Source organism: Litoribacterium kuwaitense (genome assembly GCF_011058155.1).
GTDB classification, from domain to species: Bacteria; Bacillota; Bacilli; order Bacillales; family DSM-28697; genus Litoribacterium; species Litoribacterium kuwaitense.
Genome location: NZ_JAALFC010000035.1, coordinates 1 through 16842 on the forward strand (window position 1 = coordinate 1; position 16842 = coordinate 16842).

Consider the following 16842-nt stretch of genomic DNA (forward strand, 5'->3'; position numbering starts at 1 on the left):
TTGATTTGCTTGCTCAGGCTTTGAAGATAACCATGGTCGAATATGTTCAGCAAGATCACGTACGGGGTGATCAAATAACCAATTGACTGGCAGAAAAAATATGGAGAAGAGACATCATAGCTTCGCCTCGACAACACAGCTACGTCCTGCTGCTGTGATGTCGTGTCCATCCATGCATCGTTCGCTAAGGCGATCGCATTTTCACCCAACGCCTTCCAACACCAGTCCATGGCTGTGCTTTGCTGTTCGGAAACGGCATCTAGCCGAGTGCCCCATAGCTGTGGCCATTTCCCTAAAATATTGAGTGCTCCACTGGAAGCAGGTACCACAGAAGCGTGATTTTGAAAAGAAGCAAGTTCTCTTCCTTGCTCTGTCGTTACAGGAAAGTGGGTACTCGTTTGAAATAAGATACCTTCATTGCCATTGACCCGTACAATCCAACGCTTATTTGCTGCAGGAATAGGCGTAGCTCCTGACAGTGACTGTAAATTTGTAGTAAGTAATTGTTGTAAGTTTTTTCGTTCTGCTTTATTTAAATGGGCAACAGGTGCAAATAGATAGCGGCCTTTTTCCCCAATGAACCATTCTCCTGTTGCACTGGTTAGTGATAAACCATACACCTTCTCAAATTCAGTTTCCATACACGAATGCCCCCTTTTTAAACCATATGAACGCTTTTGAAGCTTTACGCCTGAAATGGCACCGTATAGGAAATCAGTAGCTGAGCATTCTAAGAGACGGAAAGGAACGGTGAAGATCACATGGTTAACGAAAAGCTAGAAACTGTTGCTCACCGCTGGCTCGATGAACGAGGCGTTACACCGGAGGACATTGCAGAACTCGTCTACTTTCTCCAAGAGCCATACCACGATGAGCTAACAGTTCATGAATGCGAACATCACGTTCGGAGGGTTATTCAAAAGAGAGAGGTACAAAATGCGATTCTTACTGGCATCGCACTGGACCGCTTGGCCGAAGATCATAAGCTGGAAGAACCGCTTTTAACATCTGTATTGCATGATGACAGCCTGTATGGTGTTGACGAAATTATTGCCCTCTCCATCGTCAATATCTATGGATCGATTGGCTTTACGAACTACGGATACATCGATAAGGAAAAGCCTGGTATTTTAAAGTACCTTAACGATAAAGAACATAAACTTTGTCATACATTTTTAGACGATATCGTTGGTGCAATTGCTGCCGCAGCTTCCAGTCGACTCGCCCATAGCTCTCGTGGCGAAGAATAACGACCTTAAATATTTATGTTTGCTAAAGATGTCGCTGTCCACGTTGGCATAACTTCAACCGACTTTAGATGCTCCGCGGTCGTCACCCCTGTATGCACGAGTAATGTATCAACACCAGCCCGTATGCCCGCAACGATATCTGTATCGTAATTGTCGCCAATCATGAGAACTTTGTCTTTCGGTAACCCCATTCGTGAAATGGCCTGCTCCATAATAATGGCTTCCGGTTTTCCGATATAAACTGGCTGTTGTCCTGTAGACACTTCAACAACAGACGTAATAGCGCCATTGCCTGGTAAAAATCCTCGTTCGGTGACGAGTGCACGGTCAGAGTTCGTGGAAATGAAAAAAGCGCCCTTACGCACAGCTAAACAAGCGATTGCAAGCTTTTCATATGTTACCTCCGGATCTAAACCAACAACGACATAATCTGGGGAAGCCTCTGTCACTTCAAACCCTTCACTTGTTAAAGCATGCTCAAGACCTGCTTGTCCGATAAAATAGACGCGCTTCCCTTGATTCCGCTCCTTCATATATTGAGCAGTGGCCATGCTCGTCGTCACGATATGCTCTGGGCCAGCAGGAACACCAAAAGACGCCAATTTTTCTGCGACCTCTTCTGGCCGCTTCGTCGAATTGTTTGTGACAAATAAGTATGGTTGTCCATTTGCTTTTAACTGCTGAACAAATTGTGTCGCTTCCTTAATCTCGTCTTTACCACGATACATCGTTCCATCAAGATCAATTAAAAACCCTTCATACGTTTTCATAGGTGTCTCCTTAAATTTGCTGCGGATTGTTTTTAAATGCATTGGCCGACGTTTCTTCTCTCATATAACTTCGCACGAGCTCAGGAAATGCTTGCACAGCCCCCCAAGATTGTTTTGTATCCTCAAATAATTTTTGATGATCGATCTGCGTTAGCTCACGAACAATTAACGACCGTTGCTTTATTAAATGATGAATTTGTGCAGCGATGTCTTTAGACATTACGCGCTCGTCCTCTAAAATATCAATAATATCTGCGTAGCCTCCGGGATCTCTCATGAAATACCCATCAATTAATAAATTTCCAGTATCGACAATGGCTTCAATCCACCCATGAACGAGACGTTCTAAAGCAAGCTTTTCCATGCTTGTCGTCCATGATTGATTGGTTTGATATATATCATTTAACTTTTCAATATACTGCAGTCGATCCTCTACATCGTTTCGGTCTACAAAGTACATGGTGTTCCTCCTCTTCTCTGTCACTCCCTCATTAACACTTACAGAATAACGAGGCTTCGGTTGGGATATCGTATTCGTATATGGCTTGCCTCAACATCCGTTCCAAAAAGGAGTGGTACGTTTTGAAAACAAAATACACGGATTTTAAAAATGTAGAAGCGGGTAGAAATATGCTGATTCCGGAACAGCTCCCTGAAGGGCCGTACGGTTCACCTCGTAACAAGCACACACCGGTCATCAATAAAAGCACGCCTTGGAAAGATGGTCAACGCTATTACAGCGCATTTAACTATAATGACAAAGAATTCCACCAGGACACAATGCGATTAGAGCCCGGTGCTCACCCACCTCATGATGATTCAAACAGGCAGCACCAAAACGCAGATGCTCCTGAAAAAAATTAGTCTTTCCCTTTCCCTGGCAAGTGGGCATTCTTGAACCCCACACTGCCAGGGTTTATTCGTTCGCATCCGAGGCTTTGTTTTCTTTTTTTAACACAAAATAAGGACAGCCAAAATTGCAATACTCGTATAAATACTCAGTCAGCGTGCTGATCTTTTTATCAAAAGGCGCCTTTTTTTGCGCGTCTTCATAAAAACCTCTTAGCCTTAACTGGTTGTAGCCCCAATCGCCTACAATAAAATCATATTTTTTTAAAATATCACTATAGCGTTCTTTAAAGGCATCTTCCTTAAACGCTTCGCGGAAATTTTCGACAACTTCATATTGGTTTCCCTGGATTTGTACCACGATGTCCCATTCCTTTCTCTTGCCTATTTTACCATATTCTCACCAGGGCTTGATCACCATATATTTCATGGAAAATCTTTTGGATTCCGAGGCATCCTAATGCACAAGGAGGAATCGCCATGAACATAAAAAAAGCAACGCCGTGGCTCCTGATTTTGCTGTGTACAGCTGCCTGCCAACAGACAGATTCTGATCAGGCACTTTATAAAAGAGATACACACGACGAGCCACGATTAACAACTGAACAGCTTCCAAACAATCTTTATGATACCAACTCTGCAGGCTTACGAAAAGTAGAGAATGGTTATGCTGCCGAACGAGTTCGTGAGCAAGACCTTCTCAATCGGGGCGGCGTCGCTTCACCTAGCATTAATAAACGCCATCTCGCTGGAGCGATTAGTGAACTTGCAACGTCCATTGATGACGTATCTGACACGACGACCTTAGCAACGGATAAAGAAGTGCTTATAGCCTATCAAGGAAACGGTGACGATCGAGAAGAGCTGGCGGATCAAGTGAAAAAGTCAGCGCTGTCTCTTATCCCAAGGTGGTATCACGTATACGTAGCTGATGATGCGGATTTACAGTCTGAGTTAGAGCGCTTGGGAGAATTACCTGCCGAGGCAGAAGCAACGCGGACAGAAGTAGACCAAATGATTGAGCATATGATTGCCAATTATCCTCAGGGAGAAAAGGTAAGCACCGTCGAAAATGAAAATGGTGAACGCAACGGCCAATCTAAATGGTACAAAGACAGCGCACCTCAAGACGCGAAAAAGCGAATGGGACAATAATTCTTTTTCCATTGATCAATTATTCATCAGGAAAGGAGGCGAACAATGAAGCGTTTATACCAATATTGCCTTTTCCTCATTTTATGTGTCGTCGTTTTCACCTCGTCTCTTCCAGCCATTGTAGCTGCAGCCGAAGAAGAGCAAAGCAAAACGACCGAACGAGCACTTTACGAAAAAATGGAAGGAATAACGCATATTCCATGGCACACGTGGGCTGCAATCGACCAATATGAACGCAATGTGCGTGCTGTCCGAAAAGACTTGCCCAAAGCTGAAAATATAGGAGTTTATTATACAGAAGAGCAATGGTCTGGATTATTATCACCAAAAAAGAGCTCTCCTCTCCTTGGATGATCAATATCTTTTTCGGTAAAGGCATGGACGGGAATGACGATGGAAAAGCAGAACGGACAAATTCTGAAGATGTGCTAGTAGCCTTAAGCGAAGAAATGACGCCTTATGGTTACAATCGCGACCATATCAAAGAAGCATTGTGGCGGCGCTATCAGCGCGATCAAACCGTACGCTCCATCATTTCTATGTCAGATATATACAAAGCAGCAGGAACACATGAATTAAACGAACACCATTTCCCAGTACCACTCCACTTTAATCATTCATACCGAAACACATGGGGAGACCGACGAGGTTTTGGAGGATTACGCATTCATGAAGGAACTGATATCTTCGCCTCCTACGGAACACCGGTACTTTCAACCGTACACGGCATTGTTGAAGTAAAAGGATGGAACAAATTTGGGGGATGGCGTATTGGCATTCGCGATACGCGGAACGTCTATCATTATTTTGCTCACCTTCAAGGCTTTACTGATGGGATCGAGGTCGGCTCATTCGTGACTCCCGGTCAACAGATTGGTACTGTCGGCAGTTCAGGATACGGTCCTCCTGGAACACAAGGGAAGTTCCCACCTCATTTGCACTACGGCATGTACAAAGACAATGGTTATACCGAATTTTCGTTTGACCCATATCCTTCTCTTAAAGCTTGGGAGCGCGAAACCCGTAACAAACAAAAATGAGCCTCCATTTATAGGCTCATTTTTGTTACTCTTCATCACCATTCCAATCATCAGGCTGTGCAGGAACTGGTACAATAGGCGACGCCGAACCGCTCGATTGATAAAATTGCGGTACATCTCCTTCAATAAATAAGTCGCCAATTTTGATCGTATTTTGGACGACAGTAACCTCTTTAGTCGAAGGAATAATGACATTTAATTGCACCGTTAAGTCAACAAACAGTTCCAAATACGTATTGTTGATACCGACTTTAGAGATCTGTGTATCAATTTCTGCTTTAACGTCTCCGATTAAACTGAAGCGAACAGGCACTTTCGGACCTAAATTGGCTAATAGGGCATTCCGCGTAGATACCCCTAAAGGAACCCAGTAAACAATTCCTTGTTCATCTGTCGTCCACGAGACGTTATTTAAATGCTCTGGTGCATCAAAGCTATTTAAATCATCAATTTTTCCCTTTTCAATATCTTTTAAATACATCTCTACACGCTGAATCGTATTGGACAGAAGTTGATTGTAAACTTGTGGATCAAAGCTATAGCTCACATTGTTTGACGGACGCTCATGCAGAATCACTAGTTCACGCATATCAACACCGCCAACAATATCCTCAATGATGGTACGGTTAATCGCTTCTCTAGCCAGTTCATCAGTCTTTGTCTTTGCCAAATCCATAATTGTTGGTTCAATGCCTTTATTAACAAGCCAGACACCGTGAATAGATAAAAGAATAAAAACGAGGAAGCTAATGAGAAGAGAACGGCGACGCCTTCTTGAGATGTACAGCTTGCGCATAGCGAGTCCTCCTTTGTCCTTTTTACTATATGCACGTAAAAGGGACGATTAGAAGCGAACAAGCTTTAATAAAAATTCGGATGTTCAACCAACACTCGCTATTCACATTGATCACGATACTCTTTCTAATACCTTACATAATATATTGTAAAAAAGGTCCTGCTTGAGGACCTTTCATCACCGTATATTTATATACCGTATCTACCCATTCATCAGGATGAGCGCCTCTTTTACAGACATACCGCGGTCAACACCCTGTTCCTTCGCTGCGTCTGTGACAGATTCTAATGGGGCATTGAGTAAGTCGTCAATTGTACGAACGCCCACAGCCCGTCCAGCTAAAATGCGGCGGTCGGCTAATTTTTCATTTAATAAAGCGACGTCAAGAGCCCCACACATTACATAACCGTTCTCCCCAGTCACCGCCATAAAGTTGGTTTTGGGTAAACGGACAGTTACTGCCGTAAACGTATGTCCTTCAACATCAATTGGGGTCATTGTGACCATTCTCCCCGGCCTCCTTTCAAAAGTATATTATGAAAGAAGACCAGCAAGCGTGTGCCCGATTCCTAGACAGGTGATGGCTTGGAAAGCGCCCAAGCAATCAAGTCACGAAGCATTTCAGGGACGAAATATGTCTTATTTGGTAAACGAACGAGCTGTGGGTAAAGAGAGCCGAAAGTAAACATGTCGACCGTCCCAATTCGATATAAACGGTCCGGCTCGAGCGGCTTTCCATGAACTGTAATGGTCATCGTTTCCCTGCCAGTATCGCTCGTTGTCGACGTTTGAAGTCCATCATAAACCATGATACCCATTAAGGTTCCCCGGAAGCCAAGCCCTTTAAAGCGTAAATGAATCTTTTCTTCGGTGGATGCATCTTTGACAATTTCTCGCAATTGAGCCCCAGTTAATGTCACTAAGCACGGATTGATGGGGTGAGGACAAGCTTCATGAATATCTTTTTCTGTAACCGCTCCTGCAGGTAAACTTTGCAGAAGCAGACCAGCATTTACCATGCCAATATCTGCTTTACACCATTGCCGTAAAGCTTTTGCCAGCATCATTGAGAAATTTGATGGCGAAAACCAGTTATGTGTCAGTGGTTGATCAAGAGTACCAATCGGCACGTGCAAATCCTCTTCGGCAGTGGCATGAAGCTCTTCTAATAATGCCACCGCTTGCCTATCTTTCGGTTTGTTCGTCGCCTGATGAAGCTGATCTTCTGAATGAATGAGGCACCCCCCCTCAATCGTAAGCGTCGTTTGTCCAACATACTTGCCATGCTTCCCCCCTTGACAAATCAACGTGTCACCCACTCTTTCTCCTTCAGGAAGCACGTGATGTGTATGTGCACCTAAAATCACGTCAATGTCCGGAAACGCTTCGGCTAAACTGACATCTGTCCAATATCCAAGGTGCGAAAGAAGAACAATGATATCCGCTTCGTCCTCTAGCTCGTGCAATAGCGGCGGCAAGACTTCTTCTGCATCCAGAACATCCCAGCCGAGGAGCTCATAGAAATGTTTAAAAGGTGCTGTTAAGCCAATCAAAGCAATGCGTGTGCCTTCCCTTGTCTCGTGGATGGCGTATGGCTTACACCAATGCGGATGTCTTTGTTTTTTTGATCGATCACATTTGCTAAGCAGACCGTAAATGCCGCTTCGTCATACAAATCATTTAGTGCTGCTTGACTCAAAGTAATGCCTTCATTATTTCCTATCGTCGCGTACTGATAGTCGAGCTCATTCAGACATCTGACATTCATTTGCCCGTTCGATGCTTCAGAAATGGCATGGAACCGGTCCATATGATCCCCTAGATCAATGGTGATCGTTTCCTCATGCTGGTTGCGGCTGGCAGCTTGAATGTCTCGAACGACAGCCGCGTTTGTTGCAAAATGTTCGAAATGACTGTGAAAATCGTTCGTATGAATCAACTGAACCACTTCAGGCATAAGCTCTCCCCTTTTTAATCAAATAAATCCAGCTGTTTAGCTGCTAACCGGTCCGTCTGATCCAAATTTAAAAGCTCAATCAATTGCTTCGCATTTGGAACTGCATCGCCAGCTGAATTATTGTTGAACAAAATATAGACGTTGTCCGATGCTTTTGTGAGCTTCTGAATCAACGGAATCCACTCACGCAATTCTCGCTCACTATACTTATATAAACAACGAACTTTGCGCCATTCCTCTCGCGTACGTCCTTGCCGTTGCCAGCCAGCAGTATTCCTGCCATGAAAGCGAATCAGCGTTGCTGTCTCTGATGTAGCGACCGGCACGATCGGAATCGATCCATCACCCGCCTGAGGCTCATCGCACACGCTATGAATCCATTGCTCCTCTTTCATAAACTGAAGTGTCTTCTCACGCATTCCATTATGAAACCACGACTGATGCCTGAATTCAAGCGCTAATGGCAAGTCTGACAGACGACGTTTCATATCTCGCAAAACAGCAACATGCTCACGCGTACAGTCAAACCACGGAGGAAACTGACAGAGGATCGCTCCGAGCCGGCCGGACACCCGCATCGGCTCAATAGAATGCCTATAAGCAGCAAACAACTCTTCTTTGGAATCAAACGTTCCTTCTCCACGCCGATGACCTGTCATTTCCTGATAAGCTTTTACGACAAAACGGAATCCTTCCGGCGTATCATGCAGCCACTTTTCATAGTTCTTTTGCGGCTGAATGGCATAAAAAGAGCTATCCACTTCCACCACGGGAAAGTGCTCACTATAAACCGCTAGCTTTTGATGCGCAGGAACTTGCGAATAAAGGATGTCATGGTCCCCCCACCCTGTAACACCAACATAAATCATGATCGATAAACCCTTTCGTACTTATACTGCTTACATTGTATCAAAAAAAATACGACTTCTGTAAAATCGTGCATGTACTTCAGATAAAGTGAGGCAAAACACATTCATTACATAATGACGGGATCGAGCTTAACATATACGACGAATTACAATATTGCACAAACCATGATTTTCCTAATCACCTATCACTTGATATACTTATTTTGGCTATTATGATCACAGTTGCGAAAAACATAGATATAGAGAGGAATCAACGCGTGAGACATATCATTCCATATTTACTTTTTGCGAGCGTCATCGGTATAACGATGACAGGATCACTCATCTTACATACCTATTCCATATATATTTTTTATACAGTCTACGACGAAATGAAAACAATGATTACCTGGGCACTGCTTGGCAGTTACACCTTATTTGTTGTCAGCTTTTTACAAGCACGCTTATCCACGAGCACTGAGCAAGTTTGCTTCGATGAGAAACGAGGCGCCTTGACGAAAAAACTTCAAGCCCTCAACAAATCCGCAGATCGGATACCCGGAATTATATGGGTCGGCTTTAGCTTGCTCCTTCTTTACATCATGATCACCGGTTATTTTGAATATGAAGTATTTGTCACAATCTTTTACGTTGTCGCCATGGTTGTCACATTCTTTCTAGCCGTGAAATACGAAAAAAACACCTTTACAAAAGAAGAAGTTGAAGAAAATTTACAAAATGAACACAAACCTTTCCGCTGGATCGACTATCGGAAGCAACCTTTCAGCATTTCGTTTATTCTGCTTACATGTATCATCTTTTATTACTTTTGGATTAACCCAGAAGGTGCAATTCATGACCACGAAACCGTCGATACGAGCAGTCGTCACGCAATGTCACTGCCGTTTACAGCACTCTTACTTACCCATTCCACATTTTATAATGTGTTATTGTACATCAGTCATCATTTCTCATTCCTTGGTTTTAAAAAGATTTATGTCTCAGGGGACAAAGTGTTAACGGCCCATTTTTTCGAACTCATTATAGGCGGCCTCGTCTTATTGCAATGGATCGTATCCATTATTCAGTTTGTTTGGTTCAACAACTAAAGTAAATTGAATGGGTTGTCTGAAGTTTTGTTCATCATTACAGTGCCTCTAGTTGAAATGGCTTGTCGTAAATGATCTCAACGCTTTCTTCATTTATCGTCAAACAGTGTTGACTCTGGAACGACTCCATAGTTCATACTCAGCATTGAGAATAAATCATTTAAAGAGGTGCAAAAAAATGAACACATATGATGTTGCGATTATCGGAGCAGGTGCAGGCGGATTAAATGCAGCTTTTGAAGCGGTCCAGTTGCATAAAAAAGTTGTTCTCATTGATCAATTTAAGCCTGGCGGAGAATGTACATGGTCAGGATGTATTCCTAGTAAAGCGCTCATTCAAATCGCTAAAGACGTTAAAAACGCGCAAAAATTTGGCTCAATTCATATTGAATCAAAACAAATCTTAGAAAAAGTACGGCATTTGATCGAAACGGCTCACCAAGGCGAAGCGGTTGAAGTCCTAGAAGACGCAGGCATTACGTATGTACAAGGGTCTGCTTCATTCAAAGATGCAAACACTTTAATGGTCAATGACGATGACATCACAGCGGATAAAATCGTCATTTCGACAGGCTCTTCCGCTCTCGTTCCACCGATAAACGGCTTAGAGAATGTAAACTATTTAACGAATGAGACAGTCTTTTTACTTGAAGAACTGCCAAAAGAGCTCATCGTTCTCGGCGGAGGCGCGATCGGAGTTGAGCTTTCCCAAGCGATGCAGCGCTTAGGCGTCCAAGTCAAGGTCGTCGAAATGGCAGAAACCATTTTACCCCGCGAAGAGAAGGACATGGCACAGGCTGTCCAGTCCATTTTGCAGCGAGAAGGTGTCGCGTTTTATACATCCGCAAAAGCCGTTAAAGTGAAGGAGGATGAAAAAGGAATTACCCTCACTTTTGAACAGCATGGACAAGAAAAAGACATCACTGCTGAAAACATGCTAGTCGCCTTAGGACGAAAACCCAACACAGCAGGCTTAAATTTAGATCAGATCGGTGTCACTTACCATGCAAAAGGAATTGAAGTCAACGAATACTACGAGACATCCGTACCTAACGTGTACGCAGTCGGTGACGTCGTCGGACCATTCTTGTTTTCACATACAGGCGGATTACAAGGAAAGCATGCGATGCGAAACGCCTTCTCAGGAACTAAAAAGGTCATCAATTTCGATCATGTCGCCTGGTGTACATTTACGGAGCCAGAGCTGGCGAGATCAGGCATGACCGAAGCAGAAGCGCGCGAAAAATATCACGACCGCATCGCCGTCTATACGATGAATTACAGCGATGTCGACCGTGCTGTCGTTGATGAGAAAACAGACGGCATGGCAAAAGTTATTTGTGACGATGAAGGCTTGATCTTAGGTGCAAGTATTTTAGGCGAGCGTGCCTGTGAAATGCTTTGTGAACTACAAATTTTAAAATCCCAAAATATTCCTTTTTACAAATTACAAGAAGCCATTCACCCATACCCTGGATATAGCGAATTGTTGCTTATGATGAGCACAGAAGCCTATAATCATCAATAACCGATACAAAAAGACTTGTCGTAGATACCATACAAGTCTTTTTTGTACTATTTGATTGAGGGGAATGAGAAACATCCATGAGCAATAAATATTTCCGCACCGGCGATATTGCGAAATTTAACAACGTCTCCGCTGATACAGTTCGATATTACGATAAAGAAAATCTCGTCACCCCGACAGAGATCAGAGATAACAAATATCGCTACTATACACTAAATGACGCACTTAAATTTAACAACGTGACTTTATTACGAGAATTAAACGTACCGCTACAACAAATTAAAGAGTGGTTGACCTACACGAACTTAGATCAAGCAACCTCTTTTAACGACGATTACATTGACACGTTAAAAGAAGAGCGTCGCATCATTGATCAAAAAATCCATTTCCTACAAGAGTTTAACGACCGGATGGAGTCATTTAAAATCAATCCAAACGCAATTGAATACGTAGAAAATGATTTTATTTATATTTGTCGTGCCTTGAGCTTTACTGCTGACGACAAAGGCTTTAACATTGATGATCCGATTCAAGCAGAAGGTGTCGATGACCCATTTTGGACGAAAACATCGATTTTAGGATTTATGAATACAATCGAGCATCGTCACTCGCCGAACAAAGGACGTGTTTGTTGCTCTAATATTATCCCGAGTGAGTGTGATGACATTGAAAAGGTTCACTTTGTCCAAGCCCTCCGGTTTAATTACATCGGCAACCCGTTTAATGATCCTATGTATTTAAGTAAAATCATAACCCAAGCCGAAAAATACGCAGATACTAATAACACGAAACCGATCAACGAATATTATGAAATGTACTATATGCACCAATTCGTTAATGATTCACCTTTATACTATGTACATATATATTTCCCTATAGACTAGGATGTCACACTTTAACGTCTGTTCTTTCCTTGTTCTATCGCTTTACGCGAAACCTTTAGGGTCAGAATTGTACTGTGTAACGCGCTAGCAAGAATGCTCATTTATTTTCCATACGCTGTTTTGCCAAAAACAATGTGTACGGAATTGCTCGGCTTTCAACTAGCGCTTCGAATGGCCTCGTTCCCGGAAAAGCATTGATTTCAATCATATAAATATCACCATGCTCATTTATTCCGAAATCAATCCCTAATGCGTCGACGGTCGGCTCCACCATGCTTTGTGTTTGCTTTGCAGTTTCTATGGCCAATTTGTTCAAGTTCAATTTAATCATTTTCGCATTTTCACCATACATCTGGTCTAAAAACTGTGTAATATACGTTATGGAAGACCCTACACTGACATTAACAATTTTATTTTTTGAAGGACTAACCGCCGCATAGTGAAAAAATAACCGCCATTGTCCAGCTCCATCTCGCCCAACGTAGCTTCTAATGATAAAAGGATTCCCTTCCCTCGTTACTGAATTGACTCCAGGCTGAAGGTGATGATATTCAATATCTTTAATATTCATGACATACTGTCCTAATTCTTTATGGGGTATTTTGCTCTGTAGCCCACTTGCATTAGACACATGAATTTCATCCTGAAATTTTTCAAATATGAAAATTCCCAACCCTTTATGACCACGATTTGGCTTTAAAAAAACAGTTCGATGCTCCTGTAGAAGCATATCTAACTGCTCTACATCTTTAAAAGAGATCGTATCAATCACATACTTAGATAAAAAAGCATTTTGCTTCATTTGTTCTTGAAATTCGAGTTTACTTTTTCCTAAACGATGAGTTGTAAAAGGTAGACCTTCTTGTTGCAACTGCCTATATATAGGCTCATCTTGTCTAAGCGGAATATCGTTATAAATGACATCCGGAAAATACGTAACCTCTTCAACCCACTCACCAAACTTATACATCTGACCAAAAATAAGCTTTTTTTCAAAATCAATTTGAGCCGGATTAAAAAAAATAGCTTCAGCTTGATGCTCCTTAGCAAACATGGCGGCAACTGTATCTTTCATCATCGGATTTTTGTATTTCCTCAACATTCCAATTAATGGCATGAACCTCACCAGCTCTCTACAAAGTGATTAGAACGTCTTAATGATAAGTGGTAAGGTTGCAGCCAGCAATAACATTCAACCAAATGAAATTCTTAAATTTTATTAAAGGAATTTACTACCATATTAATTTTTTTAGACTAAACAATAGCATCATTCAAGAGAAATATGCCCGAATCAAATTATGCAGACGGGCTCTTAACCTTAAAATATGGGGCTGTCGGCCAAAATGTACGCGATTCGTCAAGAGGATAACGTGTAACTTAACGGCCGGATCAAACCAGATGCTTGTTCCTGTGAATCCAGTATGTCCGTAAGAGGATGCGGAAAATAAATCGCCACATGATGATAAAGATTCGCTCTTTAACATCCAGCCTAGCCCCCGCTGTTCAGGTGCAAACATCGTAAAACTTTGCCTTGCCAGTGACAATGCTGCTTCTGATAAAATTTGCTTCCCTTGATACACTCCGTGATTTTCAATCATACTAGCAAAAATCCCCAAATTGTTTAGCGTCGAAAACAGCCCCGCATGACCACTCACACCTCCAAGCAATTCGGCATTTTCATCGTGCACGTCCCCACACTTATAAGCTTGTCGAGCTTCGCAAAACTCCGTCGCCGCAAAACGACATTTTTGTTTATCGGGGTTGAACTGTGTATCATACATCATGAGCGGGTTGAACAATTGCTCTTGAACAAATGAGGAAAAAGACTGCTCAGTCACTTTTTCAATCACTTGATGCAACGTAATAAAACCTATATCGCTATAAACAACTTTCGTCCCTGTCCGATATTCCAAAGGCTTAGCAAAAATTTGTGTCATCACTTGCTCTGCTGACCATTGCTTTTTGTAAAATGGCTGATGCGCTGGCAAACCTGAAGTATGCGTGAGCAAATGCTTTAACGTCACCTCCTTCTTACCGTTCTGGGCAAAATCCGGCAAGAAAAAGGGGACAGGGTCGTCTAAACGAATTTCCCCATCATCAATCAGCTTTAACACTGCCGGCATTGTCGCTACGACCTTCGTCAAAGAAGCCAAATCAAAGACAGTATCCACTTCCATCGGTGCCTCGTAAGGATAGACCATTCGATGCCCGACAGCTTCCTTCACGATGACCTTCCCCTCATGTGACACAACCATAGCGGCTCCTGGAATATGACTTTGTGCAACTTCTTTTTGTAAAAAATGGATGAGAGCCTCTTTCATCAATGATCGCCTCCCTTTGTTCATTGATTGACTGCTAAAAAAAGATACAACCCCCCTTCCTTAAATTAAGTCGAAGGTTGCCTCTCTGTTCAATCATCACTCCTCTTCCCGGACTTGTTTCTATAAATCTTTCTTCATTACATGAAATTTTCGTGTAATACGAAAGCCAGCTTTCCCGTAAAGAATACCTGCGCTTGTTTTTTCACCCGTCCATAAAAACCAAGCACCGTGTAAGCCTTCAGCTTTCATTTTCTGCAAGCATAGGTGTAATAAAATTTTCCCTAGCTTCTTCCCTTGCTCTGCAGGATCTACACCAAACGGTCCGAAGCGCTCTCGTACACCTTCATACCCCCCAAACATGCAGAAACCGACAACTTCTCGCTCTTTTCTAGCGACAATGATTCGATTTAACGGCAAGCCTTGCAAGATTCCTTCACGAATAGCTCTGCCCCAATCTGGGTTAAAGGTACAATTGGCAAATTGAATCAATTCATAAAGGTCTTGATCAGCTGCGAGCGTAAAAGAATATCCTTCTGCTTCTCTTTTGTCCACAAGTACTTTGATGTCGTCTGTTAGCTGAAAATCAACTAAACTTCGATCCATTGCTACCGGTGAATACAGTTTTTGAAACCCTTGGGCCAACAAAAAATGATACCCTGCAGAATATGATTCCTCGTCAATACCCGGTATAATATAATTTGGTGCATAAGAAGCAAAGAAAAGGTTTTGTCTACCATTCCTTTTCAAAAAATCTGTTGCTTCTCTCAGCAAAAATGTGCCGATACCTCTTTGACGATAAGCCTCATCCACAAAGAAAAACGGAATCCAACCATTCTCTCGTTCAACGTCGGTCCCTGTCATTGGCAGAAGCCGACGCACTGCATATACAACCCCAACAAGACGATTTCCATCAAAAGCCAAACGCATTCCTTCAGGGTCAAAATTAGCATCCAGTAGCACGAGATGCCGAAAACGTTTTGGCGTGATTGGATCTTTCCATAATGATTGATTCCAGAGCTGTAAGATGTCTCGTTCATCACCAGGCTCGTAATGTCGATACGTCACCATTCTTTTTCCTCCTTCAATACGACTCCGTTCATTTTATTGTTCGTATCACCTAAGACCTCAAGAATCCCATTCATTAGTGATAGAGCCAATAAGGTTGTGCTTGCTTCGTAAACTTTTCGAGTTGTTCATCACACGAATGGAGAAAATCTTTTGCCGTCCCGTCAAATAAATGCTTTCTTAACTGTTTAGTGCCGGCTAAGAGATCAAAAAAGAATTTACCATCTTCATTCTCGACAAATTGGAATTGTCTTGGATACATTTCTATGATCGTTTCTAATAGAAGAAGCCCGGCTTTTAAAGAGTGTAATTTAGTGCGATCAGTTAAATGAAGCTGCACCCCACCACAAACTTCACCTTGATATTTTTGGTAGGTAGGTAAAAATGACGTCGGTCGTGCAAGTAGGCCAGCTATATTAATTTCGTTCATGGCTTTAGCAAGCTTTTGTCCATCGATAAAAGGAGCGCCAATAACCTCAAAGGGCCTCACCGTTCCCCGGCCTTCAGAAAGGTTAGTGCCTTCAACTAAACATGTTCCTGTATATAAAATGTTCATATCGATGTTCGTCGTATTTGGCGAAGGGGGAATCCAAATCAAGCCCGTGTTATCGAAATACATGTCTCGCTTCCATCCTTGCATTGGAACTACAGTTAACTCGCAACAATATTTGAACTCGTGTTTATAGAGTAAAGCTAATTCTCCTACAGTTAATCCGTGCCGGTTCGGGAGTGGGAACATTCCGACAAAAGAACGTACGTCTTCTTCAACTAAATTCCCTTCCCTATCGCTCCCATTGACCGGATTAGGACGATCGAGCACAACAAAGTGCTTACCAAACTCAGCACAAGCTTCCATCACATAGGCCATCGTATAAATATACGTATAGTACCGTGAGCCAATATCCTGCAAATCAAAGACGATGACATCGACGTGATCAAGCATTTCTTTTGTCGGCTTCCTCGTCATTCCATAAAGACTATACACAGGCAAACCCGTAGAAGGGTCCACAGTAGAGCTCACCTTCTCTCCTTCCTTTGCATCTCCACGGATTCCATGCTCTGGTCCGTATAAGGTCGTTAGATGAACATCAGGGTGCTCGAAAAATAAATCGACAGAGGGGACGAGCCTCTCATTCACACCCGTCATATTCGTAACTAGACCAATCCGTTTTCCTTTGAAGTTTACATATTCGTGTGACAAAAAAATATCCAGTCCAAGTTTCAATGACATCCCTCACTTTTTTAATGTGCGCTAGTAGCTAAGTGCAAC

Annotated in this window: 19 protein-coding genes and 2 pseudogenes; 7 read left to right on the forward strand and 14 right to left on the reverse strand. The window is 42.6% G+C overall.

Annotation, left to right across the window (positions count from 1 at the left end; translation table 11 throughout):
- Nucleotides 1-102, reverse strand: a 102-nt coding sequence (locus tag G4V62_RS21105) for a YutH/CotS family kinase-like spore coat protein (protein ID WP_512698560.1), incomplete at its 3' end; no start/stop codon positions are given.
- Between the two features lie 200 nt (nucleotides 103-302).
- Nucleotides 303-641: pseudogene (locus G4V62_RS21110) on the reverse strand (hypothetical protein); the annotation flags it as partial.
- 120 nt (nucleotides 642-761) lie between these two features.
- On the opposite strand from G4V62_RS21110, the gene G4V62_RS14855 reads away from it, so the two are divergent.
- Nucleotides 762-1250: a phosphatidylglycerophosphatase A family protein gene (locus tag G4V62_RS14855; protein ID WP_165203540.1), complete on the forward strand. Its 489-nt coding sequence runs from the start codon at nucleotides 762-764 to the stop codon at nucleotides 1248-1250.
- Nucleotides 1251-1255: 5 nt separating this feature from the next.
- On the opposite strand, the gene nucF is transcribed toward G4V62_RS14855, so the two are convergent.
- Together nucF and G4V62_RS14865 are read right to left on the reverse strand one after the other, a co-directional pair.
- On the reverse strand, nucleotides 1256-2020 hold the full coding sequence (gene nucF, locus G4V62_RS14860) for a 5' nucleotidase NucF (RefSeq protein ID WP_165203542.1): 765 nt from the start codon (nucleotides 2018-2020) through the stop codon (nucleotides 1256-1258).
- Between the two features lie 10 nt (nucleotides 2021-2030).
- Nucleotides 2031-2480 (reverse strand): DUF86 domain-containing protein, encoded by a 450-nt coding sequence (locus G4V62_RS14865; RefSeq protein ID WP_165203544.1) that lies wholly within the window; start codon nucleotides 2478-2480, stop codon nucleotides 2031-2033.
- A gap of 170 nt (nucleotides 2481-2650) precedes the next feature.
- Here G4V62_RS14865 and G4V62_RS14870 point away from each other — a divergent pair, with 170 nt between their 5' ends.
- Complete coding sequence (locus tag G4V62_RS14870; RefSeq protein ID WP_246218463.1) at nucleotides 2651-2884, forward strand: cytosolic protein; 234 nt, start codon at nucleotides 2651-2653, stop codon at nucleotides 2882-2884.
- Between the two features lie 52 nt (nucleotides 2885-2936).
- On the opposite strand, the gene G4V62_RS14875 is transcribed toward G4V62_RS14870, so the two are convergent.
- Nucleotides 2937-3230 carry a YutD family protein gene (locus tag G4V62_RS14875; RefSeq protein WP_376768315.1) on the reverse strand — a complete coding sequence of 98 codons (294 nt, stop codon included), beginning with the start codon at nucleotides 3228-3230 and terminating at the stop codon, nucleotides 2937-2939.
- A 119-nt stretch (nucleotides 3231-3349) separates the two neighbouring features.
- Between G4V62_RS14875 and G4V62_RS14880 the strand changes: the two genes are divergently transcribed.
- Nucleotides 3350-4024 (forward strand): YhcN/YlaJ family sporulation lipoprotein, encoded by a 675-nt coding sequence (locus G4V62_RS14880; protein WP_165203548.1) that lies wholly within the window; start codon nucleotides 3350-3352, stop codon nucleotides 4022-4024.
- 45 nt (nucleotides 4025-4069) lie between these two features.
- Nucleotides 4070-5064 (forward strand): annotated as a pseudogene (locus G4V62_RS14885) (M23 family metallopeptidase).
- 25 nt (nucleotides 5065-5089) lie between these two features.
- Here G4V62_RS14885 and yunB read toward each other — a convergent pair.
- From yunB to G4V62_RS14910, 5 genes are all read right to left on the reverse strand, one after another.
- Nucleotides 5090-5860, reverse strand: a complete 771-nt coding sequence (gene yunB / locus G4V62_RS14890; RefSeq protein ID WP_165203551.1) for a sporulation protein YunB — start codon at nucleotides 5858-5860, stop codon at nucleotides 5090-5092.
- A 201-nt stretch (nucleotides 5861-6061) separates the two neighbouring features.
- Entirely contained in the window at nucleotides 6062-6367 is a 306-nt protein-coding gene (locus G4V62_RS14895) for a YunC family protein (protein ID WP_165203553.1), read from the reverse strand.
- A 62-nt stretch (nucleotides 6368-6429) separates the two neighbouring features.
- Complete coding sequence (locus G4V62_RS14900; protein WP_165203556.1) at nucleotides 6430-7413, reverse strand: bifunctional metallophosphatase/5'-nucleotidase; 984 nt, start codon at nucleotides 7411-7413, stop codon at nucleotides 6430-6432.
- A complete protein-coding gene (locus G4V62_RS14905) occupies nucleotides 7410-7817 on the reverse strand; it encodes a bifunctional UDP-sugar hydrolase/5'-nucleotidase (protein WP_165203558.1) in 408 nt (135 codons plus the stop codon). The genes G4V62_RS14900 and G4V62_RS14905 overlap by 4 nt, the downstream gene beginning before the upstream one ends.
- A gap of 14 nt (nucleotides 7818-7831) precedes the next feature.
- Nucleotides 7832-8686, reverse strand: a complete 855-nt coding sequence (locus tag G4V62_RS14910; RefSeq protein ID WP_165203560.1) for a DUF72 domain-containing protein — start codon at nucleotides 8684-8686, stop codon at nucleotides 7832-7834.
- 257 nt (nucleotides 8687-8943) lie between these two features.
- On the opposite strand from G4V62_RS14910, the gene G4V62_RS14915 reads away from it, so the two are divergent.
- The 3 genes from G4V62_RS14915 to G4V62_RS14925 all read left to right on the forward strand — a co-directional run bounded on the left by G4V62_RS14915 (nucleotide 8944) and on the right by G4V62_RS14925 (nucleotide 12186).
- A complete protein-coding gene (locus G4V62_RS14915; RefSeq protein WP_165203562.1) occupies nucleotides 8944-9774 on the forward strand; it encodes a hypothetical protein in 831 nt (276 codons plus the stop codon).
- A gap of 178 nt (nucleotides 9775-9952) precedes the next feature.
- Nucleotides 9953-11302: a dihydrolipoyl dehydrogenase family protein gene (locus G4V62_RS14920; protein ID WP_165203565.1), complete on the forward strand. Its 1350-nt coding sequence runs from the start codon at nucleotides 9953-9955 to the stop codon at nucleotides 11300-11302.
- A gap of 77 nt (nucleotides 11303-11379) precedes the next feature.
- A complete protein-coding gene (locus tag G4V62_RS14925; RefSeq protein ID WP_165203567.1) occupies nucleotides 11380-12186 on the forward strand; it encodes a MerR family transcriptional regulator in 807 nt (268 codons plus the stop codon).
- A gap of 97 nt (nucleotides 12187-12283) precedes the next feature.
- Here the strand turns inward: G4V62_RS14925 and G4V62_RS14930 are convergent, their stop codons facing one another.
- From G4V62_RS14930 to G4V62_RS14945, 4 genes are all read right to left on the reverse strand, one after another.
- Nucleotides 12284-13303, reverse strand: a complete 1020-nt coding sequence (locus tag G4V62_RS14930; protein ID WP_165203569.1) for a YheC/YheD family protein — start codon at nucleotides 13301-13303, stop codon at nucleotides 12284-12286.
- 154 nt (nucleotides 13304-13457) lie between these two features.
- Nucleotides 13458-14507, reverse strand: a complete 1050-nt coding sequence (locus tag G4V62_RS14935) for a serine hydrolase domain-containing protein (protein ID WP_165203571.1) — start codon at nucleotides 14505-14507, stop codon at nucleotides 13458-13460.
- Nucleotides 14508-14627: 120 nt separating this feature from the next.
- Complete coding sequence (locus tag G4V62_RS14940; protein WP_165203573.1) at nucleotides 14628-15575, reverse strand: GNAT family N-acetyltransferase; 948 nt, start codon at nucleotides 15573-15575, stop codon at nucleotides 14628-14630.
- 73 nt (nucleotides 15576-15648) lie between these two features.
- Nucleotides 15649-16797 carry an exo-beta-N-acetylmuramidase NamZ family protein gene (locus G4V62_RS14945; RefSeq protein WP_165203575.1) on the reverse strand — a complete coding sequence of 383 codons (1149 nt, stop codon included), beginning with the start codon at nucleotides 16795-16797 and terminating at the stop codon, nucleotides 15649-15651.
- Nucleotides 16798-16842 lie beyond the last annotated feature (45 nt).